This is a genomic window from Flammeovirga sp. OC4, assembly GCF_000812565.1.
In the GTDB taxonomy this organism is placed as follows: domain Bacteria; phylum Bacteroidota; class Bacteroidia; order Cytophagales; family Flammeovirgaceae; genus Flammeovirga.
Window position 1 is genome coordinate 1 of record NZ_JTAM01000111.1, and the last position, 14,641, is coordinate 14,641.

15 protein-coding genes are annotated in these 14,641 nt (G+C 35.1%); 8 read left to right on the forward strand and 7 right to left on the reverse strand.

Going from position 1 to position 14,641, the window contains the following annotated elements; all coding sequences use genetic code 11:
* Positions 1-110: 110 nt before the first annotated feature.
* A complete protein-coding gene (locus PL77_RS28680; protein ID WP_044213160.1) occupies positions 111-404 on the forward strand; it encodes a hypothetical protein in 294 nt (97 codons plus the stop codon).
* Between the two features lie 5 nt (positions 405-409).
* Positions 410-1,318 carry a site-specific tyrosine recombinase XerD gene (gene xerD, locus PL77_RS28685; RefSeq protein WP_044213163.1) on the forward strand — a complete coding sequence of 303 codons (909 nt, stop codon included), beginning with the start codon at positions 410-412 and terminating at the stop codon, positions 1,316-1,318.
* A gap of 1 nt (position 1,319) precedes the next feature.
* On the opposite strand, the gene PL77_RS28690 is transcribed toward xerD, so the two are convergent.
* From PL77_RS28690 to PL77_RS28700, 3 genes are read right to left on the reverse strand one after another with little or no spacing between them, the layout of a single operon-like run.
* Positions 1,320-2,210: a DUF5777 family beta-barrel protein gene (locus PL77_RS28690; RefSeq protein ID WP_044213166.1), complete on the reverse strand. Its 891-nt coding sequence runs from the start codon at positions 2,208-2,210 to the stop codon at positions 1,320-1,322.
* Positions 2,207-2,755: a YceI family protein gene (locus PL77_RS28695; protein WP_044213168.1), complete on the reverse strand. Its 549-nt coding sequence runs from the start codon at positions 2,753-2,755 to the stop codon at positions 2,207-2,209. The genes PL77_RS28690 and PL77_RS28695 overlap by 4 nt, the downstream gene beginning before the upstream one ends.
* 3 nt (positions 2,756-2,758) lie before the next feature.
* On the reverse strand, positions 2,759-3,247 hold the full coding sequence (locus PL77_RS28700; protein WP_044213171.1) for a hypothetical protein: 489 nt from the start codon (positions 3,245-3,247) through the stop codon (positions 2,759-2,761).
* A gap of 291 nt (positions 3,248-3,538) precedes the next feature.
* On the opposite strand from PL77_RS28700, the gene PL77_RS28705 reads away from it, so the two are divergent.
* Positions 3,539-4,984 (forward strand): PP2C family protein-serine/threonine phosphatase, encoded by a 1,446-nt coding sequence (locus PL77_RS28705; RefSeq protein ID WP_044213174.1) that lies wholly within the window; start codon positions 3,539-3,541, stop codon positions 4,982-4,984.
* Between the two features lie 39 nt (positions 4,985-5,023).
* Here the strand turns inward: PL77_RS28705 and PL77_RS28710 are convergent, their stop codons facing one another.
* Complete coding sequence (locus PL77_RS28710) at positions 5,024-5,233, reverse strand: hypothetical protein (RefSeq protein ID WP_044213177.1); 210 nt, start codon at positions 5,231-5,233, stop codon at positions 5,024-5,026.
* Positions 5,234-5,658: 425 nt separating this feature from the next.
* Between PL77_RS28710 and PL77_RS31650 the strand changes: the two genes are divergently transcribed.
* A complete protein-coding gene (locus PL77_RS31650) occupies positions 5,659-6,951 on the forward strand; it encodes an alpha/beta fold hydrolase (protein WP_052444824.1) in 1,293 nt (430 codons plus the stop codon).
* A 58-nt stretch (positions 6,952-7,009) separates the two neighbouring features.
* Here the strand turns inward: PL77_RS31650 and PL77_RS28720 are convergent, their stop codons facing one another.
* Both PL77_RS28720 and PL77_RS31230 read right to left on the reverse strand, forming a co-directional pair.
* Positions 7,010-8,278: an adenylosuccinate synthase gene (locus PL77_RS28720; protein ID WP_044213179.1), complete on the reverse strand. Its 1,269-nt coding sequence runs from the start codon at positions 8,276-8,278 to the stop codon at positions 7,010-7,012.
* Between the two features lie 48 nt (positions 8,279-8,326).
* Positions 8,327-8,677 carry an STAS domain-containing protein gene (locus PL77_RS31230; RefSeq protein WP_052444825.1) on the reverse strand — a complete coding sequence of 117 codons (351 nt, stop codon included), beginning with the start codon at positions 8,675-8,677 and terminating at the stop codon, positions 8,327-8,329.
* Between the two features lie 167 nt (positions 8,678-8,844).
* On the opposite strand from PL77_RS31230, the gene aroC reads away from it, so the two are divergent.
* Both aroC and PL77_RS28735 read left to right on the forward strand, forming a co-directional pair.
* Positions 8,845-9,933, forward strand: a complete 1,089-nt coding sequence (gene aroC / locus PL77_RS28730; RefSeq protein WP_044213184.1) for a chorismate synthase — start codon at positions 8,845-8,847, stop codon at positions 9,931-9,933.
* 11 nt (positions 9,934-9,944) lie between these two features.
* A complete protein-coding gene (locus PL77_RS28735) occupies positions 9,945-10,832 on the forward strand; it encodes a hypothetical protein (protein ID WP_044213187.1) in 888 nt (295 codons plus the stop codon).
* Between the two features lie 53 nt (positions 10,833-10,885).
* Here PL77_RS28735 and fbaA read toward each other — a convergent pair whose 3' ends face one another.
* Positions 10,886-11,971: a class II fructose-bisphosphate aldolase gene (fbaA, locus tag PL77_RS28740; protein WP_044213190.1), complete on the reverse strand. Its 1,086-nt coding sequence runs from the start codon at positions 11,969-11,971 to the stop codon at positions 10,886-10,888.
* 386 nt (positions 11,972-12,357) lie between these two features.
* Between fbaA and accD the strand changes: the two genes are divergently transcribed.
* Together accD and rodA are read left to right on the forward strand one after the other, a co-directional pair.
* Entirely contained in the window at positions 12,358-13,200 is an 843-nt protein-coding gene (accD, locus tag PL77_RS28745) for an acetyl-CoA carboxylase, carboxyltransferase subunit beta (protein ID WP_044213192.1), read from the forward strand.
* A gap of 136 nt (positions 13,201-13,336) precedes the next feature.
* Positions 13,337-14,617, forward strand: coding sequence for a rod shape-determining protein RodA (rodA, locus tag PL77_RS28750; RefSeq protein WP_044213193.1), 1,281 nt, complete (start codon positions 13,337-13,339; stop codon positions 14,615-14,617).
* The last annotated feature ends 24 nt before the right edge of the window (positions 14,618-14,641 follow it).

Here is a 14,641-nt window from a genome sequence, read left to right on the forward strand (position 1 = left end):
TCAGAAATCTCCTGATTTCTAAATACCATGTTAACCTATACCTCACATAAAAAATCTCATTTTCAAATTTCTCATTTTACATTTGTCAAAGTACTTGACTATATTTCGATATGTATTTAGAAACATGGAATAAACTAAGAGATCGTTTTGAGATAGAAGAGGAGTACAATCCACCTACTTTTGGTGATGCAGCAGACAAGCTGTCTCAATATTTTGAGCATTTGTTACGTAATGATTCTAGTAAGTTGATGAACGGATTGTATCGAATTGATGTGAAGGAAGAGTTGGTCAAGGAGGCTTTTGCTTTGGGGAGTATTGAAGATATTGCGGATGCCTTGGCAAGATTGGCCTTGAGAAGGGAGTGGGAAAAGCACAAGATGCGTGAAAAATGGTCTAATTTATAAGTAGAATGAACTGGAAAGTAACAGTAAAGGATTATGCTCTTTATTTACGATTGGAAAGAGGCATGTCCAAAAATACAATTGAAGCTTACTTGAGAGATGTATCCAAATTTGTTGAGTATGTAGAATTGATGGATAACAGTCTCAAACCTCAAACCGTGAAAAGAGAAAATATAGTAGCTTTTTTGATGTATTTGGAGCAAGAGATGCACCTTTCTACTCGAAGTCAGGCGAGGATTCTTTCCGGCTTAAAATCGTTTTATACCTATCTTAATGAATCAGATCAGACAGAAAATAACCCTGTTGAACTGATTGAGACACCACGACTGACACAAAAGTTACCAGACACTTTAGAAGTTGAAGAGATTGATTTATTGATTGATGCCATTGATCATACCACCTATGAAGGACGAAGAAATCATGCTATTTTAGAGGTTTTATATGGATGTGGTTTGAGGGTTTCTGAATTAATCAACCTGAGTTTAGAAGACCTTTTCTTAGCAGAAGGTTTCATAAAGGTAGTAGGAAAAGGGGATAAGGAACGTTTTGTACCAATTGGTGAGGAAGCAGCTGCTCAAATAATACTTTATATTGAAAATGATCGTTGTATGAAAACACCTAAAAAAGGATCTGAGAATATTATTTTCTTAAATAGAAGAGGGGCAAAACTAACAAGAGTGATGATTTTTACAATCATAAAGCGACTAGCTGAGGCAATTCAGTTGGGGAAAAATATCAGTCCTCATACCTTCAGGCATTCTTTTGCTTCACATATGGTTGAAGGTGGTGCAGATTTGAGAGCAGTGCAAGAAATGTTAGGTCATGAATCTATTACTACCACTGAAATCTATACTCACCTCAATAAAGAATACTTACAACAAGTGATTACAGAATTTCACCCAAGAGCAAACTCCTGAATTAGTCCCATTGCTGTTTTTTTCTATGCTTCTTTCCTAAATTGAAACTTCTTGAAATATTAAATCCAAGTCGCATATCACCTGCAAAGAAGTCTTCTGTAGTCTCAGCAATAAATCCTTTTTCAATCATTGGTCTACTGTTCGTTAAATGAAATTGGAAAACGTGACCACCTGTTTCTATATCAAAGCCTACAGCAAATGCATCGTAATAAAGTGTGCTTGTTGCATTGAGTCGAGGATAATATTCCGCATTGATGGAAACTCTTCTTGTTAGTTTTAAACGGCCGCCAATTCCCAATGCAAAAAGGTCTTGATCCAATTGAGTGGTAGTAGTAAGGTTAAAGTGAATATAAGTAGGCATCAATTGAAGTGAAAATGCAGGACTGAACTTTCGAGCTATTAAAGCTTGTGTAGTATAAGTCATGCGATTGGATGCCGTTTCATAAATTTGATCTCTTAATGTAATGTAGGTGGCGGAACCAAAAAGTGTGATCGAAAGTGGCGTCTTTTTACCGCTATTTGATTGACGAAGAAGTCTGTATTTTAAGTAACCATCGTAAGTCTTTTCAAAAGAACTTCTTCCTAACCCTACCGTTAATCGATCATTGATACCGTAGCTCAATCCTAAGCGAATATTGGCTTGGTCCAATCCAAAAAGTTCATAACCACCACCACTTACAGGGCCAAAGCGATGGGAAATTAAAAATTCAAGTTCATTTGTTCCTCTTGTCTCAATAGTATGCCCATTGATAAGTCTTGAACCTTTGAAAGTGGCATAAACAAATGCAGGTTCATCTTCCGTTTCTTGCTCTAATACATCCAAGAGGTCATCTTGAGCAAATGCAACAGAGGAAATCCATAAAAAAATAGAGAATAGATAGAGTGCTTTCATTTTTTAAAAGAAAAAGTAGAAGTGACTTTGACTACTTCAGCAATTTTATTGAACATAATTTGAGGGATTTCAATATCAAAATCCTCTAATGCTACATCAAAAGTCGTTTTGGCTTCTATTTGATGGTCAGAAATATTAAATAGTATTTTTGCTTCAAGCGGCTTTGTTTTGCCATGAATGCTGAGTTTGCCTTTCACGGTTAACTCCTGTTGCCCGTTCTGAGTCAGATCAGGTGGAGAAGTTAACTTCCCGGAAAAAGTAGCTTTGGGATATTTCTCTGATTCCACATAATTTTCATTAAAATGTTCTCCCATCAGAGAAAGCTTAAACTCAAAAGAAGTCATAAGAATTGATACGGCCACTTTGTGTGTGGCAGTATCAATAATTCCCATAGAGGCATTGCTTGTTGCTGTAATATCTTCGATTAATGCATCAGAAAAAAAAGTGGTTGTACCCTTTTTATCGATCAAATAAGATTGTGCTACAGCAACAGAAGTTCCAGAGAGAAAAAGTAAAAGTGCTACTATTTTAATTACAGTTTTCATGATTTATTGAGGAACTGCATCTCTGATATAAGCAAAACCACCACCTTTATTGGTAGACCAAGAAGTGAATCTCACATTCAAGTAAATATCATCATCAATTAAATGTACCACAAGGCTTTCACCGACTACATTCTTCGGTTTAATGGTAGTTCTAAACGGAGCAAAAGTAAGGTTATCTTTAGTGGCTACAGTACCAATTGCCCATTCCGTTCCTACAGGACTGCTACTTTTACTGGCATCAGAATTAGACTTAATATTAAAAATCTGACCACCATCATTTCCTCTAGTAATCCAAACGTTATCCGTAATTCGGTCTTGATTTGCTTCATCATTTGGATCAGCATTGGCAGCTTTTGTAAAAGAGACTTCATCGGTTCCAGCAGAAGGTAATGTTGTAGGAGGTGTGGTCGTATTAGGATCTACACTATCGCTTTCGCAAGACGTGAAAAAACTAATTGACATTAAGAATAATACTGGTAAAAGGGTTTTCATAATTTAGAAATTGAAATTTTTTGCAATGATATTTATTTGAATAATAATAGGTACTTATAACCCTAAAAGTGTAGACTTTGTTTTACACTTATTGAATTAAGCTGATTATAAATCAAATAGGTAACAGTTAGTCGTGTTCAATTGTAAATCCTTAAAAAAATAATGTATAAATGTGTGAATTGTTACATTCCCTCTTCTGTTTTTTTATGATAAGGATGTAATTTAATTTTTCTAATTTAGGCCCTCGGAACAATCAAGACTCATAAAAAACTTCCAGCTAGTGTACCAAATATGAATGAAAACGTACTCCAACCAACTGCTTTTACATCATTACAAGAAAGTGCTCAGGATAAAATTAGGTTTCTAAAAATATCTTTGATTACCACACTATTTATAAGTATAGTTTATTACTTCTTATCGAAATATGTGATGCTTTTTCAGGTAGGCGAATTGGTATGCCTTTACTTTATAGCAGTACATTTTATTCTTTTTATTTTATTAAAACTGAAAGTCCAATTTTATATTATTGGTAATGCGTTTTCGTTTTTAATCCTCTCGGGCCTTAGTGTTATAGCACTCTACTCAGGAGGAATAAAAGCACCAGTGATTGCTTGGTTTTTATGTGTCATAGTGAGTGCCTTTTGGTACGCTAATCGACTTTCAGGTATTATATGGTTTGTGATTACTGCATTAGTTGTATTTTTTATATTTATAGCAGATTCATTAGATATTTTGCCTGAAAACCTAATGCCTGAAGATGCCTATTCCTTTTACGCCGGAGTAATGGTGATGGGTATTATGTTTTATTACTTTGTGGTCATTATTACTTATGAAAACTGGAAACGCAGAGCACTGATTAAAATGAATGCACAGCATCAGGAACTGCTATCCAATCATGAGGAATTATATCAACAAACAGAAGAAATTATAGCTCAAAGAGAGTTGTTGGATGAAAGGTCAAAAAGTTTGGTAGAAGCCAATAACAAATTGAGTGGTAGTATTCAATATGCAAGTAGAATCCAGGAGAGTATAATGTCTAAAGAGGAGGAATTGAAGAAATATTTTTCCGATGCTTTTGTCTATTGGAAACCGAAAGATATAGTAGGAGGAGACTTTTATTGGATGTGTGATTATGGAAATGGAGTAAAGGTTTTAGCTTGTATTGATTGCACAGGACATGGAGTTCCTGGTTCATTTCTTACTATTATGGCCAATGATATTTTAAATGAAGCAGCACATTACCTCAAAATGTCAGACCCAAGGCATCTGATTATTTTCTTGGATCAAAATATCCAACGCTTGACCAGTAAAAGGGAAAAAGGTTATGTAGAAGATGGTATGGATATTTCGATTATAAGAGTCAATGAGCAGGAAAAGGAGGTAGAGTTTGCGGGTGCCAAACAAATACTTTATCGCATTTCAGAAGGTGAGCTTTTAGAGTACAAAGGTGATAAGTTCAGCGTTGGTGGACATGCTATTCAAAATAAGCGTTTTGTAAAGCAATCTTTTGAATATCAAAAAGGCGATTTACTGTACCTTCAGTCCGATGGATTTCAGGATCAGTTTGGTGGGAAAAAAGATAAAAAGTACCTGCGAAAACGTTACAAGAGCAGTTTAATCAATCAAAGTCATTTAGCGTTGCGAAATCAAAAGGAAGAGTTGGACAAAGCCTTTCATTTATGGAAAGGTGAAGGGAAGCAAACCGATGATGTATTAGTAGTAGGAATAAAATTGTAAAAATAAAGCCCTATACTTTCGTGTAGGGCACGTTCAACATTAGTAGAAAAGGCCTAGACCATCCGTTCCAAGGTCTTTTTTTAGGTCTTCTTTGAATATCGCAATGTAACCTTGTTCATTTAGGGAAATTGCCTCTTGTTCTGTTTGAGGAACAATCAATTTTCCATCCTGAGATGAGAAAATAACTTTAGATTCCTTGAATGTCTTGAAACACTCAATGGCTTGTTCCTTTATTTTTTCAAACTCCATGATTTTAGTGTTTTAAGTGAAAAAATAAATTAGGGTAATATATATAACGTTCAAAAACGTTATTTAGTTCATTTAATCTTATTACAAGTATTCAGCCAAAACTTTTAATAACATCACAATCACTATCAAACTTCATCTACCATTAATTTTTCAATTGAAAATGACGTATTAAATGAACTCAAAGCGAACAAGAATGTTTGAGTCTATTTATATTATTATTACTTTCAACAATTAAATTTCAATAAGTACTAAGCCAAAAATAGATCATAGTTAATTCTAATTTATTTTTTGTGAGTACAACGCTAAAAAACGTATGAATAGTAGTTCTATTGAAAGTTTTTTAAAGGAAGTAATCGCAAAACAATAAATAGAATTAGTATTAAATAATTTTGTTTTAGTACTTATAAACTCAAAAGCAAACCAAAATGATGATCAAAAAGATCTATTTCTCTATTCTATTTTTATTATTTCTTCAGGTCTCTCTTCAAGCTCAAATAAGATTGAGGCTTCCTATAGATCCTCTTTTTAAGGGGAAGCAGATGAGAGTAACAGCTTATGCATGCACTCCTGATACAACTTTGGCAGAGGGTGATTTAAAAATAAAGACATTACAATTTGGAGGAAAATTAAAATATGACAGTAAACAATATTCCAGAATCCATGATATTGAGGGTTCAAAATGGAAAAAAATCACGGCTAATTTTACGATAAAACCGAAATCAGATTCACTTTTGGTAATGCTTTTTAGCTCAATTGATACATTCAATATCGATGGTTTTTCAATGGAGTATAAACAAAAGGATACATGGGTAAAATACCCTTTAAAAAATGCAGGTTTTGAGGACTCCAAACCTGGAGTAAGAGAGAAGGTGTGGAGGGTAGAAAATACTCACCGTTATTTTATAGATTCAGTCAATAGGTATGAAGGAGAGCAGTCATTAAGAATAAAGGTGACTGACATTGTAAAATATGGATATTACACTCAGTATGCAGATACAGCACATGTAAACGGAATCGATATTTACTATGAAACGTATGGTGAGGGGGAACCACTTCTGCTCTTACACGGAAATAATCAAGCAGCTTGGGCACTAAGGCATCAGATAGATTTTTTTAGAGATAAGTATAAAGTCATCGCTGTAGATAGTAGAGGGCAGGGGCATTCTACAATGGATAAAAGTGAAATGAGTTATACCTTGATGGCTGAAGATATGAATGCATTGCTTGAAGAAATCAACGAAGATTCAGTGCATATAGTAGGTTGGAGTGATGGTGGAAATACGGGTTTGACAATGGCAATGAATTACCCGGATAAAGTAAAATCACTCACTACAATGGGTGCTAACTTGTATCTGAAAAAAGGGGTTATCGAAAAAAAGTTTATGAGAAAAGTGAAGTTGGAAGTGAGAATCGTTGGAGTTGTTGCTTTTTTCAATCCCAAAAATTGGAAAGATAAATACAGGGTAGCTAAAATGTTATTGAAGCATCCTAATATTGATCCTGAAGATTTGAAGGATATTCAAATCCCAGTAATGGTAATGGCAGGGGAAAATGATTTGATTATGCCGGACCATACCAAACTAATTGCTGAAAGTATACCAAATTCCAAATTGGTGATCATTGAAGGAGCAGATCACTATGCTCCAAGTGATGTTCCTGATAAGTTTAATCAATATGTATTGGACTTCTTGATGAAGGAAGAGAAAGAGATGAAATAAAAAAATGGCCAATATTCACTAGAAATATTGGCCATTCTTATATCGTTACTTAGAAATACTATTTCATAATTGTTTCCTCACGGTCTGGACCAAGAGAAACCATTGTAATAGGTACTTCAATATAATCTTCAATGAACTTGATGTACTCCATTAATTCTTGAGGAAGCTCTTCGAAAGAAAGCTTAGGATCAACTTCTTGATTCCATCCTTTTAATGTAGTATAAATAGGTTCTTTGATGTCTTCTAAATCGTAAGGAACCTCTTTTGTCTTCGTTCCGTCTTTCAACAAGTACTCTGTACAGATACTGATTTCTTCAAACGTGTTCATCACGTCTGCTTTCATCATAAATAATTCTGTAGCACCGTTGATCATTACAGCGTACTTTAAGATAGGAAGGTCTAACCATCCACATCTACGTCTACGACCTGTAGTAGCACCAAACTCATGACCTAAGTTTTGTAATGCCTCACCTGTTTCATCAAATAATTCTGTAGGGAATGGACCTGAACCCACACGTGTACAGTAAGCTTTGAAGATACCGTAGATGTTCTTCTGAGAATTAGGAGCAACACCTAAACCAGTAGAAGCACCAGCAGCAAAAGTATTTGAAGAAGTAACAAATGGATAAGAACCGAAGTCAACATCCAATAAAGTACCTTGAGCACCTTCTGCTAAAACTTTTTTACCCGCTTTTAGAGCATCATTTACAAAGTATTCGCTATTTACGAATGACATTGTCTTTAAGAAATCAACTGCAGAGAAGAATTCTTTTTCCATTTCAGGAAGTTGCTCAGTGTAATCGAAATCATAGAATTTCAAGATTTCGATATGCTTTGCTTTCAATGCATCATATTTTGCAGAGAAATCTTCAGCAAATAAATCACCTGTTCTTAAACCAACACGAGCAGACTTGTCTTGGTAAGTTGGGCCGATACCTTTTAATGTAGATCCAATTTTTTGATCACCTTTACTTTTCTCATAAGCTGCGTCAAGCAATCTATGCGTAGGGATAATCAGGTGCGTTTTCTTAGAAAGAAGGATTTTACTTTTGATGTCAGAGAAACCAGCAGCTTCTAACTTTTCAATCTCTTCACGGAAAATACGAATATCAAGAACAACACCGTTGCCAATAATATTAGAAGTGCCCTCTTGGAAAACACCTGAAGGGATTTGGTGTAGTACGAATTTTTTACCATCAAACTCTAGTGTGTGCCCAGCGTTAGGTCCGCCTTGGAAACGAGCAACCACATCATATTTTGGAGCAAGGACGTCGACAACTTTGCCTTTTCCTTCATCTCCCCATTGCATACCTAAAAGAATATCCATTCTTAATAGAATTTATTATAGATCTGTATTAATTTTCAAAAAGTAGTATTACGCTCTACTCAGTCGTAATTTTTGCATTGCTTCACCTCGTCTTCCACTCGTTTGAAATACCTTATCAAGTTTTGTGATGCGAAGTAATTTTGCCAATTGTTCGGGTGGAGAGATCAATAACATCCTTCCATTATGAGTAGAAATATCGGTATATAAACGTACCAACATACTGAGTCCTCCACTATTCATATGGTTTACTTCTCTAGAGTCAATTACAAAATCAGTATTTCCTGATTTAGTAAAAGTCTTTGCATCTCTGATCAAAATCTTCTCTTTTGGTAAACCTAAAAAATCACCTTTTAGCTTTATACAAATGATTCCGTCGTAAATAAAGAAGCTGTATTCCATGTGTCTTTTTTGATTTTCGTGAAAAACCTCACAAATATAACTTGTAGATAGTTAGGAAACTGTAACTAATTATAATTTTATTCTAACTTATCGCATTTAAGTGCAATTCTTTAAAATTAATAAGAAAAAAAATAGATATTTGCAGCTTATAACTAACAAAAAAGGTAATGAATACATTTGGAAAACAATTTAGGATTACCACTTTCGGTGAATCTCATGGTAGAGCGATTGGAGTTACAATAGACGGATGTCCTGCAGGCGTTCCATTTAGCTTGGAAAAAATTCAAGAAGAATTGGATAGAAGAAAGCCGGGTCAATCTAAAATTACAACTCAAAGAAAAGAAGCAGATTCTGTAGAAGTTTTATCAGGTGTTTTCGAAGATGTAACAACAGGAACACCTATAGCTTTATTGATTTGGAATCAAGATCAAAGAAGTAAAGATTATTCTCATATTAAAGATGTCTTCAGACCATCACATGCAGATTATACTTACCATGCCAAATATGGTGTGCGTGATTATAGAGGAGGAGGTAGAAGTTCTGCAAGAGAGACGGCAGCAAGAGTAGCAGCAGGAGCTGTAGCGAAGCAGTTTTTAGAAGCAATGGGCGTTTCTTTCCATGCTTACGTTTCTGAAGTGGGTGATATCAAGGTAAGTGAAGACTATTCTACTTTAGATTTCTCAGAGATCGAAAAAAATATTGTTAGATGTCCTGATGCTGAAAAAGCAGCGCAAATGATTGAGTTGATTGATCAGGTGAGAAAGGACAGAGACACCATTGGAGGTATTGTTTCTTGTGTGATCAGCGGAGTTCCAGCAGGATTGGGCGAGCCTGTTTTTGATCGTTTAAATGCTGAATTAGGAAAAGCAATGTTGAGTATCAATGCTTGTAAAGGTTTTGAATACGGAAGTGGTTTTGCTGGTACTAAGTTAAGAGGCTCTCAACACAATGATGCTTTTTATACAGAAGAAGACGGTAAGGTAAGAACCAAAACAAACCTTTCAGGAGGTATCCAAGGTGGTATTTCTAACGGAGAAGATATTTATTTTAAAACAGCCTTCAAACCTGTAGCTACGATTATGGTAGATCAGGATTCGATTGATAAAGAAGGTAATGAGGCCACTGTATCGGGCAAAGGTCGTCACGATCCGTGTGTTGTTCCAAGAGCAGTGCCTATCGTTGAAGCAATGTCAGCTTTAGTGATTGCGGACATGATGATCCGAGCGAATTCAAATAGATTGGATCAACTTAAATAAACCTATTATTTATGAAAAATATTTTAATATATCAGGCTTACGGAATAGAAGATATATTAAATGAATGTATTTATTCAATCTCAACATTGACAAAGTTTGATGTTGAGATTGAATGCATTGTCATCTATACAGACAATGTTTCTTATTTAAAAGAAAAACTTCCTCCTCAATTCCAGTATCAATTCAAAGAACTTAATGATTCATTGATTAAAGAATGGAAAGGCAAACATTCATTTGTACATAGAGTAAAAATCAAATTACTTCAAGATTTTATTACTAATGGATTATACAATGAATCCTCTACAGTAAATCTTTTATATTTAGACACTGATACCACATTTATACAATCACCAAATACTTTATTTCAAAAAATAGAGAAAAACACTCTATTGATGCATGACAATGAGGGTGTGATTGATAAAGTAAAAGGTAATTTGATCTTTAAGCGCCTGGCTAAATTCTTAAGAAAAAGAAAAGGTGCTAGGGTGGAAGTAAAGCCTAGTCAGGTAATGTTTAATGCAGGCGTTTTAGGTTTTAAAAATACCGATCTTCCATTGTTAGATCAGGTCTTGCAGCTTACAGATGAGATTTACGATGAGTATCCGCAACATATTTCTGAACAGCTTTCTTTTTCAGTGATCTTCTCTCATCAAGGAGAAAGGCGTCTTGAGATTGTAAAGCCGGAAATTTTCCATTATTGGAATTTCAAGGAGTTCAGAGGAGTAATGAAGGAGTTTTTTGAAAAATACCCATCTCATGCTCTCATTTTACCGAATATCGATAGGATTGATCCAACAATTTTGCATCGACCAAAAGCGGAATACATGCAGTTAAGCTTTTTTCCAAAGAACTTCAGAAAGTTATTTGGAAAGTGGAAAATGCCAGAATACGAAATATAAAAAAATCCCCTTCTCGTAAGAAAAGGGGATTTTTTATGAATAACTAATTATTCTTAGTCTTCGAAGATGTTTACGTCATTCAAGTCTTCGAATGTTTTCTCTAAACGAGCAATCATAGACTCTTCAGATACACGTAACCACTTACGAGGATCGTAGTATTTTTTGTTTGGCTCATCAGCACCTTCTGGGTTACCGATTTGACCTTGTAAGTAATCATGGTATTTAGCATCGTAACCACGGATACCGTCCCAAGTTGCCCACTGAGTATCAGTATCGATGTTCATTTTGATTACACCGTAAGAGATACCTTCACGAATTTCTTCTAATGATGATCCTGAACCACCGTGGAATACGAATTTAACTGGCTTTTTAGTGTCAGTTCCGTGCTTCTCAACGATGAATTTTTGTGAGTCATCAAGGATAGTTGGAGTCAACTTCACGTTACCTGGCTTATATACACCGTGAACGTTACCGAAAGATGCAGCAACTAAGAATTTATGGTCGATAGCACCTAATTTTTCGTAAGCGTAATCAACTTCTGAAGGTTGAGTGTAAAGACGTGAAGGATCAACATCAGAGTTGTCAACACCATCTTCTTCACCACCTGTGATACCTAATTCGATTTCAAGAGTTTGACCCATTTTAGCCATACGCTCGAAGTACTTACCAGAGATTTCCATGTTCTCCTCGATAGACTCTTCAGAAAGGTCAATCATGTGAGATGAGAATAAAGGCTTACCAGTTTCTTTGATGAATTGCTCAGAAGCGTCTAATAAACCGTCGATCCAAGGTAATAATTTTTTAGCACAGTGGTCAGTATTCAAGATAACACGAGCACCATATTTTGCAGCCAATTCGTGAACGTGTTTAGCACCAGCAATTGCACCAGCAATAGCAGCAGCTTGACCTTCACCTTTAATGCCTTTACCAGCGTAGAAAGAAGCACCACCGTTTGAGAATTGAATAATTACTGGAGCTTTTAATTTAGCTGCAGTTTCCATTACCGCGTTCACTGAGTTAGTACCTACACAGTTAACAGCTGGAAGAGCAAAACCTTTTTCTAGCGCGTACTGATATACTTTTTCTACGTCCTCACCAGTGATTACACCTGGTTTGATGTCGTTGATATTAAAAGACATAATATTATTTTGAATAATTTGTGATACTATGCATAAAACACTTTATGCAAATTTGCCTCACAAAGATACAAACCTAAAATCGTTTTTTATAGAATGATTTTGGTGATTTTAGTAGGTTTAATTGGTGTATTTCTATCAATTTTACCTGATTTACAGAGTGTAAAATTGACACATAAATGGAAAATTTATAAATATTTGCATATTCATTGAAGGGTAGCAAAACGGGGTGTTTCGATGATTTGGAGCTCCTTTTTAGAAAAAAAAACTAAAAAAAGTAGGCGAACATACATTTAAGTTTTTGCATTGTGTTCTTTATGAATATCTTTACATCTCTTATACACTTAGTATAAAAGAATATTATCTCTATACAGAATATATAGTTTCTTATGGCTTGGTTCAAAAGAAAAGAACAGGGGATTCAAACTCCTACTAGTGAAAAGAAAGATTCACCTGATGGTCTTTGGTATAAAACAAACCAAGGAAAAATTATACATATGCAGGAATTACGTGAGAATGCTTACGTTTGTCCTGATGATGAATTTCATGTTAGAATTGGTTCTAAAGAATATTTTGAAATCATATTTGATGACAATACATTCACTGAACTAGATGAAAATATGACTTCTGGCAATCCTTTATCTTTCAAGGATAGCAAGACTTATGAAGATAGAATTGCTGCAAGCCAGAAGAAAACAGAGTTGAAAGACGCTTGTAGAACGGTAGTTGGTAAAGTAAATGGTCTTGACTTAGTAGTAAGTTGTATGGACTTTAGCTTTATTGGTGGTTCAATGGGTTCTGTAGTTGGTGAAAAAATTGCAAGAGGTATTGACCATGCATTGGAAAACAAAATCCCATTTATGATGATCTCTAAATCTGGAGGTGCTCGTATGATGGAGGCTGGTTTCTCATTAATGCAAATGGCTAAAACTTCTGCTAAACTAGCATTGTTAGACGAAGCAGGTTTACCTTATATCAGTTTATTGACTGATCCAACTACTGGTGGTGTTACAGCATCATATGCTATGTTGGGTGATATCAATATTGCTGAGCCAGGTGCTTTGATTGGTTTCGCTGGACCTCGTGTTATCCGTGAGACAATCGGTAAAGATTTACCTAAAGGTTTCCAAAGTGCTGAGTTCTTACAAGAACATGGTTTTGTGGATATGATCGTGAACAGAAGAGAACTAAAAAGAAAATTGACAACGTTCTTGAAGATGATTCAGAACTAATTTGTCAATAAATGAAATATTCAAGTCCTCAGAATTGTTTTCTAAATTCTGAGGACTTTTTTTTGTAAAATAGAGCGGGTCTAGTTACCAATATTTTTTACAAGGTTAAAGACTTAACCATTTTGAATTACAACCTATGCGAGAAAGTACCGGCAAGCGGAATATAGATTGGTTAACCATATTTTTATACATAATAATGGTGTTAGTGGGGTGGCTTAATATTTATGCAGCCGTTTATCAACCTGATGCACCGACAAGTATATTTTCTTTAAGTCTCAACTCAGGAAAACAATTAATGTGGGTAGGAGGAGCACTCATCATCGCTTTTTCTATTATGCTGATTGACTTTAAGTTTTTCAGTACGTTCGCCTATCCCATTTTTGGGGTAACGCTAATTGCACTGATAGGTGTATTAGTTATTGGTCACTCAGCTGGTGGTAATACTTCTTGGTTTAAGTTAGGTTTTATAAGAATACAACCCTCAGAATTTGCGAAGTACGCTTTAGCATTGGCTTTAGCTAAATATATCGATAACCCAACCGTCAGGATTGATAAGTGGACCGGTGGTTTATTGCAAGCATTTGCTATTATTGGAATGCCGACTGTTTTAGTCCTTTTGCAGAAGGATACAGGTTCAGCAATGGTATTTAGTGCATTTTTCTTAATGCTTTACAGAGAAGGAATGCCACAATATATCATGTTAATAGGGCTTTGGTTTGTGTTTTTATTTGTTACAGCATTAGTGACAGACTCATTAGTGGCAGGTATGATTCTTCTTACGCTAGGTATATTAGCTATTATATTTGTGATTTACACTAAGAAAAACAAGTCGCTCATTTTTATGATTTGTATTTTCGGTGGTATTTCATTCTTATTTACTGAAGGTATTGATTACATCTTATACGATATTATGCGACCTCATCAGAGAAAAAGAATTGAGGTTTTAGTAAATCCTAATATTGATCCATTGGGTGTAGGATATCAAGTAACGCAATCAAAAATTGCTATTGGTTCAGGAGGCTTGGTAGGAAAGGGATTCTTAGAAGGTACACAAACAAAATTCAACTTCGTACCAGAGCAAAGTACTGACTTTATTTTCTGTACCATTGGCGAAGAACATGGTTGGATAGGAAGTATGGTCACTATAGGATTATTTACAGCACTAATTATTCGACTTATTATTTTAGCAGAACGGCAGAAATCACGTTTTGCAAGAGTATATGGTTATAGTGCAGCAAGTATATTTTTCATTCACTTTATGATTAATATGGGAATGACCATCGGGATTTTTCCTGTAATTGGTATTCCTCTGCCGTTCTTCAGTTACGGAGGATCCTCCTTGTGGGCCTTCACACTGCTGTTGTTTACCTTTATAAAGTTAGATAGTCATCGATCTCAAATGTTGAGTAGAGCATAAAAAAAGAGGCTGTCTCATAATTGA

Coding starts and splice junctions, on each gene's coding strand:
- PL77_RS28690 (WP_044213166.1), bottom strand. CDS start 2,210: ATGAAAGCACTCTATCTATTCTCTATTTTTTTATGGATTTCCTCTGTT.
- aroC (WP_044213184.1), top strand. CDS start 8,845: ATGAATACATTTGGAAAACAATTTAGGATTACCACTTTCGGTGAATCT.
- PL77_RS28700 (WP_044213171.1), bottom strand. CDS start 3,247: ATGAAAACCCTTTTACCAGTATTATTCTTAATGTCAATTAGTTTTTTC.
- PL77_RS28710 (WP_044213177.1), bottom strand. CDS start 5,233: ATGGAGTTTGAAAAAATAAAGGAACAAGCCATTGAGTGTTTCAAGACA.
- PL77_RS28680 (WP_044213160.1), top strand. CDS start 111: ATGTATTTAGAAACATGGAATAAACTAAGAGATCGTTTTGAGATAGAA.
- xerD (WP_044213163.1), top strand. CDS start 410: ATGAACTGGAAAGTAACAGTAAAGGATTATGCTCTTTATTTACGATTG.
- PL77_RS28695 (WP_044213168.1), bottom strand. CDS start 2,755: ATGAAAACTGTAATTAAAATAGTAGCACTTTTACTTTTTCTCTCTGGA.
- PL77_RS28735 (WP_044213187.1), top strand. CDS start 9,945: ATGAAAAATATTTTAATATATCAGGCTTACGGAATAGAAGATATATTA.
- rodA (WP_044213193.1), top strand. CDS start 13,337: ATGCGAGAAAGTACCGGCAAGCGGAATATAGATTGGTTAACCATATTT.
- PL77_RS28705 (WP_044213174.1), top strand. CDS start 3,539: ATGAATGAAAACGTACTCCAACCAACTGCTTTTACATCATTACAAGAA.
- accD (WP_044213192.1), top strand. CDS start 12,358: ATGGCTTGGTTCAAAAGAAAAGAACAGGGGATTCAAACTCCTACTAGT.
- PL77_RS31230 (WP_052444825.1), bottom strand. CDS start 8,677: ATGGAATACAGCTTCTTTATTTACGACGGAATCATTTGTATAAAGCTA.
- fbaA (WP_044213190.1), bottom strand. CDS start 11,971: ATGTCTTTTAATATCAACGACATCAAACCAGGTGTAATCACTGGTGAG.
- PL77_RS28720 (WP_044213179.1), bottom strand. CDS start 8,278: ATGGATATTCTTTTAGGTATGCAATGGGGAGATGAAGGAAAAGGCAAA.
- PL77_RS31650 (WP_052444824.1), top strand. CDS start 5,659: ATGATGATCAAAAAGATCTATTTCTCTATTCTATTTTTATTATTTCTT.